Origin of the sequence: Actinospica acidithermotolerans, from assembly GCF_018139625.1 — a bacterium.
Classification (GTDB): Bacteria; Actinomycetota; Actinomycetes; order Streptomycetales; family Catenulisporaceae; genus Actinospica; species Actinospica acidithermotolerans.
Window position 1 is genome coordinate 103,118 of sequence record NZ_JAGSOH010000005.1, and the last position, 14,995, is coordinate 118,112.

General features: G+C 68.8%; 14 protein-coding genes, 4 tRNA genes and 2 pseudogenes. 4 read left to right on the top strand and 16 right to left on the bottom strand.

What is annotated here, in order from left to right; all coding sequences use genetic code 11:
• Positions 1 to 61 precede the first annotated feature (61 nt).
• From rplA to KDK95_RS03740, 13 genes and pseudogenes are all read right to left on the bottom strand, one after another.
• A complete protein-coding gene (gene rplA / locus KDK95_RS03680) occupies positions 62 to 775 on the bottom strand; it encodes a 50S ribosomal protein L1 (protein ID WP_212516549.1) in 714 nt (237 codons plus the stop codon).
• Between the two features lie 86 nt (positions 776 to 861).
• A complete protein-coding gene (rplK, locus tag KDK95_RS03685; RefSeq protein WP_212516550.1) occupies positions 862 to 1,293 on the bottom strand; it encodes a 50S ribosomal protein L11 in 432 nt (143 codons plus the stop codon).
• Between the two features lie 175 nt (positions 1,294 to 1,468).
• Positions 1,469 to 2,161 (bottom strand): annotated as a pseudogene (nusG, locus tag KDK95_RS03690) (transcription termination/antitermination protein NusG); the annotation flags it as partial.
• A 65-nt stretch (positions 2,162 to 2,226) separates the two neighbouring features.
• A pseudogene (gene secE / locus KDK95_RS38085) lies at positions 2,227 to 2,463 on the bottom strand (preprotein translocase subunit SecE); the annotation flags it as partial.
• Between the two features lie 421 nt (positions 2,464 to 2,884).
• A tRNA-Trp gene (locus KDK95_RS03700) sits at positions 2,885 to 2,957 on the bottom strand.
• Between the two features lie 64 nt (positions 2,958 to 3,021).
• Entirely contained in the window at positions 3,022 to 4,518 is a 1,497-nt protein-coding gene (locus tag KDK95_RS03705) for a DHA2 family efflux MFS transporter permease subunit (RefSeq protein WP_212516551.1), read from the bottom strand.
• Between the two features lie 91 nt (positions 4,519 to 4,609).
• Positions 4,610 to 5,176: a TetR/AcrR family transcriptional regulator gene (locus KDK95_RS03710; protein ID WP_212516552.1), complete on the bottom strand. Its 567-nt coding sequence runs from the start codon at positions 5,174 to 5,176 to the stop codon at positions 4,610 to 4,612.
• Between the two features lie 40 nt (positions 5,177 to 5,216).
• Positions 5,217 to 6,299, bottom strand: coding sequence for a UDP-N-acetylmuramate dehydrogenase (locus KDK95_RS03715; RefSeq protein ID WP_212516553.1), 1,083 nt, complete (start codon positions 6,297 to 6,299; stop codon positions 5,217 to 5,219).
• Positions 6,296 to 6,727, bottom strand: coding sequence for a MaoC family dehydratase (locus KDK95_RS03720; RefSeq protein ID WP_307844132.1), 432 nt, complete (start codon positions 6,725 to 6,727; stop codon positions 6,296 to 6,298). Before KDK95_RS03720 ends, KDK95_RS03715 begins: the two co-directional genes overlap by 4 nt.
• On the bottom strand, positions 6,724 to 7,182 hold the full coding sequence (locus tag KDK95_RS03725) for a MaoC family dehydratase N-terminal domain-containing protein (RefSeq protein WP_212516554.1): 459 nt from the start codon (positions 7,180 to 7,182) through the stop codon (positions 6,724 to 6,726). Before KDK95_RS03725 ends, KDK95_RS03720 begins: the two co-directional genes overlap by 4 nt.
• 125 nt (positions 7,183 to 7,307) lie before the next feature.
• On the bottom strand, positions 7,308 to 7,472 hold the full coding sequence (gene rpmG / locus KDK95_RS03730; protein WP_212516555.1) for a 50S ribosomal protein L33: 165 nt from the start codon (positions 7,470 to 7,472) through the stop codon (positions 7,308 to 7,310).
• Positions 7,473 to 7,608: 136 nt separating this feature from the next.
• Positions 7,609 to 7,681 (bottom strand) — tRNA-Met (locus KDK95_RS03735).
• 60 nt (positions 7,682 to 7,741) lie between these two features.
• Positions 7,742 to 7,814 (bottom strand) — tRNA-Thr (locus tag KDK95_RS03740).
• 150 nt (positions 7,815 to 7,964) lie between these two features.
• On the opposite strand from KDK95_RS03740, the gene KDK95_RS03745 reads away from it, so the two are divergent.
• The 4 genes from KDK95_RS03745 (at position 7,965) to KDK95_RS03760 (ending at position 11,566) form a co-directional block, all read left to right on the top strand.
• Entirely contained in the window at positions 7,965 to 9,617 is a 1,653-nt protein-coding gene (locus tag KDK95_RS03745) for a hypothetical protein (protein ID WP_212516556.1), read from the top strand.
• Between the two features lie 75 nt (positions 9,618 to 9,692).
• A complete protein-coding gene (locus KDK95_RS03750; RefSeq protein WP_212516557.1) occupies positions 9,693 to 10,298 on the top strand; it encodes a malonic semialdehyde reductase in 606 nt (201 codons plus the stop codon).
• Positions 10,299 to 10,604: 306 nt separating this feature from the next.
• Positions 10,605 to 11,480, top strand: coding sequence for an HNH endonuclease signature motif containing protein (locus tag KDK95_RS03755; protein ID WP_212516558.1), 876 nt, complete (start codon positions 10,605 to 10,607; stop codon positions 11,478 to 11,480).
• A gap of 12 nt (positions 11,481 to 11,492) precedes the next feature.
• Positions 11,493 to 11,566 (top strand) — tRNA-Leu (locus KDK95_RS03760).
• Positions 11,567 to 11,652: 86 nt separating this feature from the next.
• Here the strand turns inward: KDK95_RS03760 and KDK95_RS03765 are convergent.
• From KDK95_RS03765 to KDK95_RS03775, 3 genes are all read right to left on the bottom strand, one after another.
• Positions 11,653 to 12,537 carry a carbohydrate ABC transporter permease gene (locus KDK95_RS03765; protein WP_212516559.1) on the bottom strand — a complete coding sequence of 295 codons (885 nt, stop codon included), beginning with the start codon at positions 12,535 to 12,537 and terminating at the stop codon, positions 11,653 to 11,655.
• 3 nt (positions 12,538 to 12,540) lie between these two features.
• A complete protein-coding gene (locus KDK95_RS03770) occupies positions 12,541 to 13,521 on the bottom strand; it encodes a carbohydrate ABC transporter permease (protein ID WP_212516560.1) in 981 nt (326 codons plus the stop codon).
• Positions 13,522 to 13,628: 107 nt separating this feature from the next.
• On the bottom strand, positions 13,629 to 14,906 hold the full coding sequence (locus tag KDK95_RS03775) for an extracellular solute-binding protein (protein ID WP_212516561.1): 1,278 nt from the start codon (positions 14,904 to 14,906) through the stop codon (positions 13,629 to 13,631).
• Positions 14,907 to 14,995: the final 89 nt, after the last annotated feature.

Below are 14,995 nucleotides of genomic sequence, written 5' to 3' on the forward strand. Positions count from 1 at the left end.
CGTCGCGGGGCGCCTCTTCAGGCTCGAATCGGTATCGAAACCGTCTCGGGAGGGGACTGGATCAGTCCTCTTCCTCGCCGAGCAGGTTGCGGGTCCGGTTGGAGTCCACCGGCACGCCGGGGCCCATCGTCGTGGCGATGGTGACCTTCTTCAGGTACTTGCCCTTGGCCGCGGACGGCTTGACCCGGAGCACCTCGTCGAGGGCGGCGGCGTAGTTCTCCACCAGCTGCTCGGTGGTGAACGAGGCCTTGCCGATCACCAGGTGCAGGTTGGAGTGCCGGTCGACGCGGAACTCGATCTTGCCGCCCTTGATGTCGGAGACGGCCTTGGCCACGTCCGGGGTGACGGTGCCGGTCTTCGGGTTCGGCATCAGGCCGCGCGGGCCGAGGACGCGGCCGAGGCGGCCGACCTTGCCCATCAGCGCCGGGTCGGCGACGACGGCGTCGAAGTCGAGGAAGCCCTTGGCGACCTCGTCGATCAGCTCGTCACCGCCGACGTGGTCGGCGCCCGCGGCACGGGCCGCCTCAGCGCGCTCACCGGTGGCGAAGACCAGGACCCGGGCGGTCTTACCGGTGCCGTGCGGCAGGATGACGGTCGAGCGGACCATCTGGTCGGCCTTGCGGGGGTCGACCCCGAGGCGGAAGGCGACCTCGACGGTCGCGTCGAACTTGGCCGAGGAGGTCTCCTTGGCCAGCTTCACCGCGTCGAGCGGTGCGTAGAGGGCGTCGCGGTCGATCTTGGCGGCCGCCGCCTCGTAGGCCTTGCTGCGCTTCATGTTTCGCTCCTTGTTGGAGTTCGTGGTGTATTCGGGCCGCGCGAGGCCCTACCACCTTCGGGTTCCGCTTGGGGCAGAGCCCTGAATCAGTCGGAGATCGTGACGCCCATGGACCGGGCGGTGCCGGCGATGATCTTCGCCGCCGCCTCGATGTCGTTCGCGTTCAGGTCCTCCATCTTGACCTGCGCGATCTCGCGCAGCTGGGCCTGCGTGATCGAGCCGACCTTGTCCTTGTGCGGCACGCCGCTGCCCTTGTCCAGGCCCGCGGCCTTGAGGATCAGCTTCGGCGCCGGCGGCGTCTTGGTGATGAAGGTGAACGAGCGGTCCTCGAAGACCGAGATCTCGACGGGGATGACCTCGCCGCGGTTCTTCTCGGTGGCCGCGTTGTACTGCTTGCAGAACTCCATGATGTTCACGCCGTGCTGACCCAGCGCGGGGCCGACCGGCGGGGCCGGGTTCGCCATACCGGCCTTGATCTGCAGCTTGATGATCGCTGCGAGCTTCTTCTTGGGAGGCATGCTCCGGGTCCTTAACTCTGGAAAGGTGATTTCCCTGAACGTGTCCACCCTGCGCGCATGCTTTCGCCGAGCATGCGGGGGTCTGATGACACAAACGCCAAGAGTACCCGAGCCCGTCACCGCACACCAAAACGCGTGCGGCGACGGGCTCGGGCAGAGCTCGCGCTTTAAGCTGCTAGTTCTTTTGGATCTGCGAGAACGAGAGCTCCACGGCGGTCTCCCGGCCGAAGATCTCGACGAGGCCCTTGACCTTCTGCGAGTCGGCGTTGATCTCGTTGATCGTGGCCTGCAGCGTGGCGAACGGGCCGTCGATGATGGTGACCGAGTCGCCCACCTCGAAGTCCAGCACCTTCACCTCGACGGCCGGCTTGGGCGCGCCGCCCGCGGCCTCCGGCTCCTCCGCGGCGAGGATCTTGACCACCTCGTCGAGGGTGAGCGGGTACGGGTCGTGCGCGTTGCCGACGAAGCCGGTCACGCCGGGGGTGTTGCGCACCACGCCCCAGGAGTCCGCGGTCAGGTCCATGCACACCAGCACGTAGCCGGGGAACTTGTTCCGCTTGACCTTCTTGCGCTGGCCGTTCTTGACCTCGACGGCCTCCTCCATCGGCACCTCGACCCGGAAGATCTGCTCCTCCATGTTGAGCGAGGTGATCCGGGTCTCGAGGTTCTGCTTGACCCGGTTCTCGTAGCCCGCGTAGGAGTGCACCACGTACCACTCGCCGGGCGAGCGCCGCAGCGCCTCACGGAAGTCGTCGGCGGTGCCCGGCGTTTCGGGCTCGGGCACGTCCACGGCCGCGTCCTGCTCCTGCGGCTCCTCGAGCAGCTCCGAATCCGATTCGTTGATGTCGGACACTACGGCCTCTTCTTCCCTGTGTGGTTCCGTTTCCTGCTGTTAACCAGACTAGCCGGAAACTACGACGGGCTCGGCCCGGCTCAGCCGAAGACGGCGGAGACCGCGTGCGTGATGCCGTAGTCGAACAGGGCGACGATGCCGATGATGGCCACCACGAAGACGATGACCACGCTGGTGTAGGTGAGCAGCTCGCCGCGCGTGGGCCAGACCACCTTGCGCAGCTCCGCGAGGATCTGCCGGACGAACAGCGCGGGCGAGGTGCGCTTCTTGCGCGGGGCCTTGGGCGCGGTCTTGCCGGCCGCCTTGTCCCGCTGGGCGCGGCGCTTCGCGGCCTTGCGCTCGGCGCGCGACGGCTTCTTGGCCCGGACCTCGTCCTCGACGACGTCGGAGTCCTCGTCGAACTCCTCGGAGTCCTCGAACTCCTCTTCGTCGGAGACGCCGTCCAGTTCCTCGCCGGCGTTGCTGCGCGTCTGGCTCACCTGTCTACCTCACTGCTCGGTCTCGGCAGCCGCGATCGATGCGGTGCACCGCACAGCGTACGACGCAAGCCGCGCCAGGGCCACCTTCCGCATGGAAAGCGCGCCCGACGCGGCTTCGTCACCACCGGTACAGGGCCGAGATCCACCCTGCCGAAGTCTTTTCCCCAGCGTACGCGTCCCGGCCTCGGCGAGGCAAACACCGCCGGGAACGAGACAGGCACCCCCCGAGGCCGGGGGGTGCCTGTCCGTTCTTCCCGTGCAGGGCCGGAGGGACTTGAACCCCCAACCCCCGGTTTTGGAGACCGGTGCTCTGCCAGTTGAGCTACGACCCTATGGTTCAGATCGCTCTGCACTGGCGAGCAGTCTAACGGTTTCCGCGGTCCAGAGTCGAATGGCTTACGCCGCAGCCGGAATCCGGGCGCGCCGCGGCAGGGCCCAGACCGTGGCGGAGGCCACCAGCAGGACCACGGCGCCGGTGTAGACGGCCGGGATCACGCCGTTGACGAAGTGCTGCGGGGCACTGAGCGTCGCGGTCGGGCCGTACCCGCCGCTGGCCGCGAAGATGGCGCCCATCACGGCCACGCCGAGCACGCCGCCGAACTCGCGGATCGCGTTGTTCACCCCGGAGGCCAGCCCCTCCTGGTCGCGGCGCACCGAGCCGAGCACCAGGTTCGCGATCGGCGCGAAGAACAGGCCGTTGCCGATGCCGCCGAGCACCAGGCCGGGGATCACGTGCGAGTAGGGCACGGTGGTCGTGGTCACCGCGGCGATCGCGGCGAGACCGGCCGCCTGGAAGAGCAGTCCGACGCCGACGATGACCCGGCCGCCGATCCGGTCGGACAGGGCGCCGGCGATCGGCGCGGCCACCATCGGGATCGCCGTCCACGGCAGCGCGTGCACGCCGGCCGCCAGCGGGGACATCCCGTAGACGTCCTGGAAGAGCTGGATCAGGAAGAAGACCGAGCCGAACATCCCGAAGAACATCAGCATCGAGGCCAGGTTCACCAGCGTGAACTGCCGGCCGCGGAACAGCCCGAGCGGCAGCATCGGCTCGGCGGTGCGCGACTCCCAGACCAGGAACGCGGCCAGCAGCAGCCCGCCGACGACGAAGCCGGCCAGCACCTCGGGCCGCGTCCAGCCGATCTGCCCGCCGCGGATCAGGCCGTAGACCACGCCGAACAGGCCCAGGCTGACCAGCGCGTTGCCGGGCACGTCCAGGCGCCGGGAGGGGCCGTGCGACTCGCTGAGCCAGTACCGGGACAGCGGCAGCAGCACGATGCCGATCGGCACGTTGATCCAGAAGATCCACTTCCAGGACGCGGCGTCGGTGATGCCGCCGCCGATGACCGGGCCGAGCGCGACGGCCACGCCGGCCAGCGCGCCCCAGCCGCCGATCGCCAGCCCCCGGCGCTCCGGGCGCACCGCGGCGGACAGCAGGGTCAGGGTGAGCGGCACCATGATCGCGCCGCCGAAGCCCTGCACCGCGCGCGCGGTGATCAGGGTCGCGATGTTCGGCGCCAGCGCCGAGCCGATCGAGCCGAGCGTGAACACGGTCAGGCCGATGCCGAACAGCCGCTTGCGGCCGTAGCGGTCGCCGAGCGTCGCGCCGGTGAGCAGGAACACGGCGAACGTGAGCGTGTAGGCGGAGATCGTCCACTGCAGTCCGGAGAGCCCGGCGTGCAGCGCCTTCTGGATCGAGGGCAGCGCGGAGGTGACGACGAGATTGTCGAGCTGCGCCATGAACATCGCGGTGCCCACGATGACGAACGTGCGGACCGGGTGGCCGACCGTGGTCGGCGCGGCCTGCGCGGTACCTGCTCCGGCGCCCGCTCCGGCGCCGGTCTGCGTGCCCGGCGACGCCCCCGCGTCCCGGGCCAGTGTCGATTCGGCCATCGTCCTCGAACCCCTTAGAGTAGTTATCGATTACTAACTTCGCAGGTCAAAAAGAGAGGCGCCCGACAGTGCGGGCGCCGACGCGCCGGTCCTACTGGCCGTTCGGCAGCGGGAACTTGTGCGGCCACAGCGCCATGAGCACCGGCAGCCACTGCGGATCGTTCCCGTCCGCTCGGCCGGCCGCCGCCATCACGTTGCACATCATGCCCTTGGCGAAGAACACGGCGATCTCCTCCAGCGGCACGCCGGTGAGCTCGACCACCATGTTCCAGATGCCCTGCATGCAGTGCCGCACGGTGCGCTGGACGTCCTCGTCCCAGCACGCCGCGTACTGCTGCATCTGCAGCAGCAGCGAGTCCCGGTCCGTCTCCATCCGCTCGACGTACGCGTCGCCCATCGCCTCGAGCGCTTCCTGGCCGGTCTTGCCCCCGGCCGAGTCGCGCATCTGCTCGAGCGTGGTGCGCATGTTGCGCTCGCACGCCGCGATGAACAGGTCCTTCTTGGACGCGTACAGCTTGAAGATGTACGGCTGGGTCACCCCGGACCGCTTGGCGATCTCGGCGGTGGTCGCGCCCTCGAAGCCGTAGCGGGCGAACACCGGGATCGCCTCGCGGAGCACCAGCTCCCGACGCTCCTCCATCGCCATCCGCGGACTCATCGGCGGACCTCCTTCCGAGAACTAAGTTAGTGACCGATAACTACCAAGTCAAGGGGGCCGCGAAGACCGGCTCGGGGACCAGCCCGACGCCGAACCGCGCGGACACCCCGTCGCGCACCTCCGTCGCCAGCTTGAGCAGGTCGCCGGTGCTCGCGCCGCCGCGGTTGGTCAGCGCCAGGGTGTGCTTCGTGGAGAGCGTGACCGGGCCCGAGCCGTAGCCCTTGCCGAAGCCCGCGTGCTCGATCAGCCAGGCCGCCGAGATCTTCAGCCGGCCGTCCGCCTCCGGGTACGCCGTCGGCCGCGCCTCGATCCCCGCCGCCGCGCAGCGCCGCTCGAACTCGGCGTGCTGATCCGGCGTCAGGATCGGGTTGGTGAAGAAGGATCCGGCGCTCCACGTGTCGTGGTCGGCCTCGTCCAGCAGCATGCCGCGCCTGCGCCGCTGGGCCAGCACCGCCTCGCGCACCTCGGCCAGCGGCGCCCGGCCGCCGATCTCGATGCCGAGCGCGTCGGCCACGTCCCGGAACATCACCGGCTTCGACAGGCCGCCGAGGTCCTCCAACTGGAAGTGCACGGCGGTCACCACGTACCGCGCGTTGCCCTTGAAGGCGCTGTGCCGGTACGAGAACCGGCAGTCGGAGCGGTCCAGCACGGTCATCGTCCCGGTGGCGCGGTCGTACGCGTCCACCATCACGACCGTCTGGCTCACGTCCTGGCCGTACGCTCCGACGTTCTGGATCGGCGTCGCCCCGGCCAGGCCCGGAATGCCGGACAGGCACTCGATCCCGGCCAGCCCCTCGGCCACCGACCGGGCCGCGACCTCGTCCCAGACCTCGCCCGCCGCCACCGAGAGCAGCCCGTCCCGCGCCGTCACCCCGCGCAGGCCGACCCGCACCACGCTGCCCGGGTAGCCCTCGTCCGCGACCACCAGGTTCGAGCCGCCGCCCAGGATCAGCAGCGGCTCGCCGTGGCCCTCGGCGTCCTTGACCGCCGCGATCAGCGTCTGCTCGGAATCCGCCTCGAAGTAGTGCCCGGCCGGGCCGCCGAGCCGCAGCGTGGTCAGCCCGGACAGCTCCACGCCGTGCTTCCAGCCGCCCCCGCCGCCCTCGCCCACCGCGCCGTTCACGAGACCCGCACCACCGCGGACGCCTTGCCGAGCACCTTCTGCCCGGCGCTCAGCACGGTCAGGTCCACCTGCACCCGGCCGCCGTCCAGTGCCTTCGTCACCTTGCCGGTCACCTCGACCAGCGCGCCCACCCCGTCGTCCGGCACCGCGACCGGCCGGGAGAAACGCACGTAGTACTCCTGCACCGCGGCCGGGTCACCCGCCCAGTCGGTGAGCACCCGCCCGGCCACGGCCATCGTGTACATGCCGTGCGCGATCACGTCCGGCAGACCCACCTCGACGGCGAAGCGGCCGTTCCAGTGGATGTCGTTGAAGTCACCCGAGGCCCCGGCGTAGCGCACGAGGTCCTTGCGGGTGATCGGGAAGCTCGCCGCGGGCAGCACCGCGCCCACCGCGAAGCGCTCGGCCACGGACTCGGTCTCCGTCACGACTGCTCCTCCTCCGCGGCACGCGCGACCAGCAGGGCGCGGGCTACGGTGATCAGCTCCCCGTCCTCCGTGCTCATCTCGGTCATCAGCGTGATCATGTCGTTGCCCGCGATCGACTTGATCGACTCCACGGTCACCACCGCCACGACCCGGTCCCCCGGCCGCATCGGCCGCTCGTGGTTGAACCGCTGGTCCCCGTGCACCACGCGCGACCAGTCGAGGCCGAGCGCCGGGTCGTAGACCACCTGGTCCGCGGCCGGCATCGAGATCACGATCGGGAAGGTCGGCGGCGCGACGACGTCCGGGTGGCCGAGCGCCTTGGCCGCCTCCGGGTCCCGGTACACCGGGTTCGGGTCGCCGATCGCCTCCGCGAACTCGCGGATCTTCTCCCGGCCGACCTCGTAGGCGGGGGTCGGCGGATACGTCCGGCCGACGAAGGACTGGTCCAAGGCCATGGAAAACCTCAATCTGCAGCGTCGTAAGACCGCGTTCGAGCATAGCGGCGCCGGAAGTCCGCAGAACGCCGAGGGCCGCCCTCCCCGAGGCGGGGTGGGCGGCCCTGGAAGATCAGCCGACGCGGTTACCGCGTCTCGCGGTGCGCCGTGTGCTTGTTGCAACGCGGGCAGTGCTTCTTCATCTCCAGACGATCCGGGTCGTTGCGCCGGTTCTTCTTGGTGATGTAGTTGCGCTCCTTGCACTCGGTGCAAGCCAGCGTGATCTTGGGACGGACGTCTGTGGCTGCCACGAGTACGACTCCTACTGCCAATCGGAAGCTGCTGCGAGGCCCGCGGACACGGGCCGTTAGACGGACCCCAATACTTTACCCCATACCAGACAGGGCCTCGGCGAGCGAGGATGCCACGGGGTGAAGCAGGGTTCGGTAGCGGTGACCGGACTTGAACCGGTGACACAGCGATTATGAGCCGCTTGCTCTGCCAACTGAGCTACACCGCCATGATCGACAAAAGCCCGCCGGTCGACGCTCGTCACGTCACGGGCGGGCCGCCGATCAAGAGCCCCTTTACGGAATCGAACCGTAGACCTTCTCCTTACCATGGAGACGCTCTGCCGACTGAGCTAAAGGGGCCTGCTTCCGCTGCCCGGCGTCCTTCGACTCCGTGCAATCGGTCGCTGCGTGGAAAACCATACACGGCGCGGCCACCACAGTGAAATCGGGTTTCCGCCGTACGCTGCGGTAGCCCGTCGTCCAACGGCGCGACCTGCCAGGATGTCGCGCATGACTGAGGGACCCGACTGGCTCGGCGAGCTGAGCGAGGCCGAGGAGCGGCTCTGGGAGGCGTTCGGCCACGGCCGGCAGGTCGAGTTCTGGCACGGCGAGGAGATCCGCGCCGACGTCGTCGCGGCGCTCGCGCTCGGCGCCGTCGCCGGCACCCCGGGACGCACCGCCGGCGTGCGGATGCGCGGCGCCAGGATCGTCGGCGAGCTGGACCTGCGTCACGGGACGGTCGAGGTCCCGCTGACGATGCTGAGCTGCACGTTCCCCGATCCGGTGCGGCTGGAGCAGTCCGTCACCAAGTCCATCGACCTGACGGGCAGCCATCTGGTCAGGCTGTGGGCGACCGGCGCGCACATACGCGGCAGCCTGACCCTGAACCGGCTCGGGATATCCGACGGCGGACAGGACGCGGCGCTCCTGCAGCTGCTGACCGTGGAGACGGATCTGCTCTGCATACGCCTGCGCTGCCGCGGGAAGATCACCCTGATCAACACCCGAGTCGGCTCCGCGCTCCGGCTCAACCGCGCGGAACTGCGCAATCCCGGCGACGTCGCGATCAACGTCGGCGGCATGAGCGTCGGCAGCAGCTTCTACTTCACGGGCGCCACGATCGAGGGACACCTGCGGATGCCCGGCCTGTCCGTCGGCGGCATGTTCAGCCTCGAGGACAGTACCCTCGCCGACCCGCCGACGGCGGGCCTGTTCGCCCACCAGTCCGTCTCCGCCGACTCCATCGAGGTCAACGGCAACGCCTTCTTCGACCGCGTCACCGCCGCCGCGCAGATCGACCTCACCGGCGCGAGCTTCGGCGGGCGGCTCTCCTTCAAGGGCGCGCGGCTGGGCAGCCCGATGCCGGAGTGGCCCGCGCTGATGGCCAGCTCCGTGACCGTGGCCCGAGGCCTGTACATCGGCGACGGCTTTCGCGCCGCGACCGGCGCCCGCCTGACGGGCGCTCAGATCGGCGGCCACCTGGACCTGTTCGGCATGGCCCCCGGCTCGGGCCCCCTGCAGCTCTACCACGCCAAGGCCGCCACCGTGCGCGACGGCCGGACGCAGCACGGGCGGTACGTGGCCGGCGGGGTCGGCTCCTGGCCCGCGGACGTCCAGCTGGACGGGTTCACCTACGAGGCCTTCGACCCGTACCTGGACGCCGGAGAGCGGGTCGGGCTGCTGCGCCGGCAGCCGGGCTACACCGCACAGCCGTACGAATTCATGGCCGCGTACTACCGCGCCCTCGGCCACGAGGAGGCCGCCCGGCGGATCCTGATCGAGAAGGAGCGGGTGCGGCACCGGGATTTCCACTCGCTCTCCCGGCTCGGCAGTGTGATCTCCAGCACACTGCTGGGCTACGGCTACCTGCCCCGGCGCGCCGCATACCTCGCGGCCGCAGTTCAGGCGGCCGCGAGCATCTTCTACGCCTACGACGTGCCCACCCCCGTTCACCCGGGCGACCATGTGACGTTCTATCCGTTGCTCTACGCTGCGGATCTGTTCGTGCCGATCGTGCACTTCGGCCAGGCCGACGCGTTCCAGTCGCACGGTTTCGCCGCCTTCGTGGCCTTTCTGCTGCCGTATCTCGGCTGGGCCCTGGGACTGGCGATCGTGGCCGGGGCGTCCCGGACCCTGTCGAAGGCGCCCGGCGGAATAGTTTAAGCTTCAACTTGGTTGGCCCTTCCGGACACCCTCCCCGACGCGGGGACGCGACCGACGACCAAGAACGGAAGAACGATGACTGAGCTGCACGAGCACCTGGTCCTGGACAAGACCGCGCAGGACCTGCTGTTCCGCGAGGCCCGCACCGCGAACACCTTCAGCGACGAGCCGGTGAGCGAAGAGCAGGTCGCCGCGATCTACGACCTGGTCAAGTACGCCCCGACCTCGATGAACACCCAGCCGCTGCGGATCCTGCTGGTGCGCACCCCCGAGGCCCGCGAGCGCCTGGTGTCGCACATGTCCGACGGCAACAAGGCCAAGACCGAGACCGCCCCGCTGGTGGCCGTGCTCGCCTACGACCCCGAGTTCCACGAGCACCTGCCGACCCAGTTCCCGCACTTCCAGGGCGCCCAGGCCATCTTCAAGGGCCAGGACCACCGCTTCGGCACCGCGTCCCTCAACGCCAGCCTCCAGGTCGGCTACTTCATCCTCGCCGTCCGCGCCGCCGGCCTCGCCGCCGGCCCGATGACCGGCTTCGACGCCGAGGGCATCGACAAGGAGTTCTTCTCCGAGTCCGGCTACAAGACCCTCGTCGTCGTCAACATCGGCAAGCCCGGCGAGAACGCCTGGTTCCCCCGCAACCCGCGCCTCGACCAGGACGCCGTCGTCACCACCGTCTGACCGACGCCCCGGCACAGCAGCCCGGCCCCGAAACAGGCACCGGCTTCAGCACAGGCACCGCCACCTGCACCGGCCGCTAGGCCGCGCCGCGCCGGGCCGTCAGGGCCGTGCACCAGGCCGTCAGGGCCGCGCACCCCGCTCCCCTCCACGGGCGAGGTACGCGGCCCTTTCGCATGCCCCGATACCGCCCGATCCGATCATATGACTTATATCAAACCTCTTCCCCTGCAGCTCAGGCCGCGCATACGCTGTAGTCCTCGCTCACCAGTTCTACCGACGAACGAGCGACTGACCGAGGAGCACGCCATGACCGCAGCCCGCCCGCGTGGCATGTACACCCCCGAGAAGCTCATCCCCGCCGTCGCAGCGGCAGGCACCCTCGGCGAGGTGCTGACCAACCTCGGACTCGAGGACAGCCGTGAGCGCCGCGCGTACGTGTCCCGCCGAATCAAGGCTCTCGGGATCGACGGCAGCCATCTCCACAGCACATCACTGCTCTACACCGACGCCGACCTCCGCGAAGCCGTATCCGTGTCCGCGACGATGGTCGATGTCGCCGTCCTCCTCGGCGCGAAGCCGATGGGCGGCACGATCCACCACCTCAGGCGGCGAATAGATGCACTCGGCCTGGACACCGGTCACTTCAATAAGTCCAGGCCGAGGGAGTCGATCAAGCCGCGAACGGCCAGCGTGGGTTTCCGGTACGAGGGCCGCAGGCTAGTCGTCGACGAGGCGATGCTGCGCGCCGTCGTCCCTCGGTGCCACAGCGTCGCTCACGTCGTCCGCATGCTCGGCATGGCACCGTCTGCACAGCGTTGCGGGCTTGTCCGGGAGGAGGCTCGCCGTCTTGGGCTCGACACGCGCCACTTCCTCGGCCAAGGGCACTTGCGCGGTATTCCGAACGGCCGACGCATGGCGCCCGAAGCCGTGCTGATCTTTCGGCCCGAGCAGCTGCAGCGCGCGAAGCCGCCGGTACTCCGCAGAGCATTGATTGAGACGGGCATGGCCGAGAGATGCGCCGGGTGCGGCACCGGCCCGGAATGGCTCGGGAGGCCGCTGACCCTCGAACTCGACCACATCAACGGCGATTTTCGGGACAATCGGCGCGAGAATCTCCGCTTCATGTGCCCGAACTGTCACGCCACTACGGACAACTACTGCCGCAAGAAGTCCATCCGATAGAATCTGCAGGCCGGGACCGTAGCCCAACGGCAGGAGGCAGATGCTTTAGGTGCATCACAGTGTCGGTTCGAATCCGACCGGTCCCACTGCGACATGACACTTGTGGCCAGGCATGATGCCTGGCCACAAGTGTTTCAGCATTCAGATCGGAAGAGGGGCCTGCGGCCTGGCGTTACTTCACCGAGCCGGCGGTGAGGCCGGAGACCACCTTGCCCTCGATGAAGGCGAACAGGATGATCACCGGGATGGTGGCGATCACCGAGGCGGCGAACAGGTGCTGCCAGTCGGTGGAGTACTGGCCGATGAAGCTGTTCATCTTAACGGTCAGCGGCTCGCTGGAGTCGGTGTTGGTGAGCGTCAGGGCGGTGATGAACTCGTTCCAGGCGGCGATGAAGGTGAAGATCAGGGCCGTGACGATGCCGGGGAGCGCGAGCGGGATGATGACGCGGAACATCGCGCCCACCCGGCTGGTGCCGTCGACCATGGCGGCCTCTTCGAGCTCCTTGGGGATGGCGCCGAAGTAGGCGTTCAGGATCCAGATCGCGAAGGCCAGGTTGAAGCCGGCGTTGACCAGGATCAGGGCGAGGGTGGAGTTCACGTGGACGGTGTTGGTGAACTCCTGGTAGATGCCGACGATCAGCGAGGTCGGCTGGAACATCTGGGTGACCAGCACCAGGATCAGGAACACGCCGCGGCCGCGGAACTTCCTTCTGGACGTGTAGTACGCGGCGGGGATGGCGACGAGCAGGACGAGCACGGTGCTGCCCACGGCCACCTCGAGGCTGACGGCGAGGTTGGTGCCGAGGCCGGTGGACCAGATGTTGGTGAAGTTCGCGAAGGTCAGGTGGTGCGGGAAGTAGTCGCGGTCGCGCAGTTCGGCCTGGGGGCGCAGCGCGGTGACGATCATCTCCAGGTACGGCAGGACGAAGATCAGCGCGACGAGGTAGGCGACCGCGCAGACCAGGACCGTGCGCAGTGTCGGGGGCTTTTTCTGGCGGGTCCGGGCGACCCGGTCCTGGTCCTGGGGCGGTGTCGCGGCGACGGTGACGGCGGCCATGGATCAGCCCTCCTTCAGGGCGCTGCGGTTGGCCCGCAGGAAGACGAGCACGATGAGGATGACCACGCCGAAGTTGACCACGGACAGCGCGCCGGACTCGCCGATGTTGAACTGCTTGAGCGCGTACATGTACACGGTGCTGGTGCTGGTCTGGTAGTCCGGCCCGCCGCCGGTCATCGTCCAGATGATCGGGAAGGAGTTGAAGACGTTCATCAGATTGATCAGCACGGCGACGAGGAGGGCCGGGCGAAGGAGCGGGAAGGTGATGGCGCGGTACGTGCGCCACTTCCCGGCGCCGTCCATCCGGGCGGCCTCGTAGACGTCCGCGGGGATGGACGTCAGGCCGGCGAGCAGCGCGTAGGTGGTGAACGGCACGGAGACGAAGACGGCGACGGCGATCATCCACCACAGGGCCGCGGTCGGGTCGCCGAGCCAGGAGGCCTGGCTGCCGTTGTAGTCGTGCACGACGCCGATCTGATGCAGGAAGACGTTGACCACGCCGTTGTTCGGGTCGAGCATCCAGCGGAAGACGATGGCGGTCATCATCACGGAGGCGGCCCACGGCGCGATCAGCGCCCAGCGGACCAGCTTGCGGCCGGGGAAGCCGCGGTTGAGCAGCTGGGCCAGGCCGAGCGAGATCAGCACGGTGATGGCGACGATCGCGAAGACCCACAGCACGGTGCGGACCATCACCGAGCCGAGGTTCGGGTCGGCGAACAGCGTGGAGTAGTTCTTCCAGCCGTAGTCGCCGAGGTTGAAGCCGTACGAGTTGATGTGCTGCCGGGAGGTCTGGAACATCTCCCAGACCGGCCAGAGCACGACGAATGCGATCAGGGCGAGCGCCGGGGCGAGCCACGGGAGCGGCGCGAGGGCGCGGCGCGCGCGCCGGGCGAGCGAGGGGCGGAACGCGGCCGCGCCGGCCCGCCGGTTCGGCTCCGCGGCCGGGGCCGGCGCGGCCTGCGGGGTGTCCACGGTTTCCTGCATGGTCAGTTCTCTTCCTTCGGGCGCCGTCTGCCGGCTGTCCTGCTGCGGGGCGACCCCCGGTCCCGGGTGCGGGCCGGGACCGGGGGTGGCTGGCGGGACCGAGCGGGTTACTGGTTGCTCAGCGCGAACGTCTGGATCTGGCCGAGGACCGTGGCGGGCGCGGTGCCGTCCACGGCGGCGCCGATCGTCTGCTTGATCTTGGTGCTGACGTCGGACCAGTTGGCGTTCGTCGGGTAGGCCGAGGAGGTCGGGATGGCCTTGACGAACGGGCCGAAGATCGGGTCGTTCTCCTCGGCGGTGGCGGCCGAGGTGGTGGCCGGCAGCAGGTCGTACTCCTTGTCGAACTGCGCCTGGTAGGTGTCCTGGTAGGCGAAGTTCAGGAACTGCTGGATCGCGCTCTGCTGGTTGTGCACGTTCAGCGCGACGATCTGGTCGTCGACGCCGAGCGGGTTGGTGACGGTGCCGTTCTCACCGGGGAACGGGGCGGTGGCCCAGTCCGAGGAGGTGAGCTTGCCGGCCGCCTGGATGATCGGGACCACGGCCGGGGAGCCGCCGACCATGCCGACGGAGCCGGCGGCGAAGTCGGACCACAGGGTGGCGCGGTTGACGGTGCCCGGGTTGGCCTCGGTGTCGCCGGCCTTGACCAGGGTGTTCATGAAGTTGAACGCGGTGACGTTGGCGGCCGAGTTGATCGTGTAGGCGCCGCCGCCGTTCACGTAGCCGCCGCCGGCGCCGAGCATCCACATGTAGGACTCGGCCTGGGCCTCCTCGGTGCCGAGCGGCATGCCGTAGCCGATCGTGCTGTTGCCGAGCTTGGAGATCTTGGCCGCGTCGGCCTGGAGCTCGGCCCACGTGGTGGGCGCGGCGCTGATGCCGGCCTGCGCGAACAGCTTCTTGTTGTAGTACAGCGCCCGGGTGCTGGTGGTGAAGGGGATGCCGTACTCGGTGCCCTGGTAGTCGCCCTGCTTGGCGAACGTCGGGATCAGGTTGGCGAGCGTGGACTCGCTGAGCACGTCCGAGGCCTTGTACGCGATCCCCTCCTGCGCGTACGACTGCGGGGCGTCGCCCTCGATGATGTCCGGGTAGTTCTTCGACTGCAGCAGGGTGTGCAGCTTGGTCGGGAAGTCGTTCCAGTCGATCGTCTGCACGTCGACGGTGATGTTCGGGTACTGCTTGTGGAACGCGGTGGCGATGTTCTGCCAGTACGTCTGGGTGGTGTTGGACGTGCCGGCGGTTCCGTAGTCGGCGCCGAAGAAGTGCAAGGTGACCGAGCCGCCGCCTGAAGACGACGAACCGGAGGTGGACGAGGAGCTGCACGCGGACAGGGCCAGGGCGGCGGACAGTCCGAGGGTTGCCGCGGCTGCGAGGCGACGCTTCATTGGCATATGCCTTTCATTGCCAGGACACGCTCTGTTCGGGAGGTGCCGACAATGTAGGCGCGCCGGTACACGCTGGTCTATACCAGGGAGAGTCC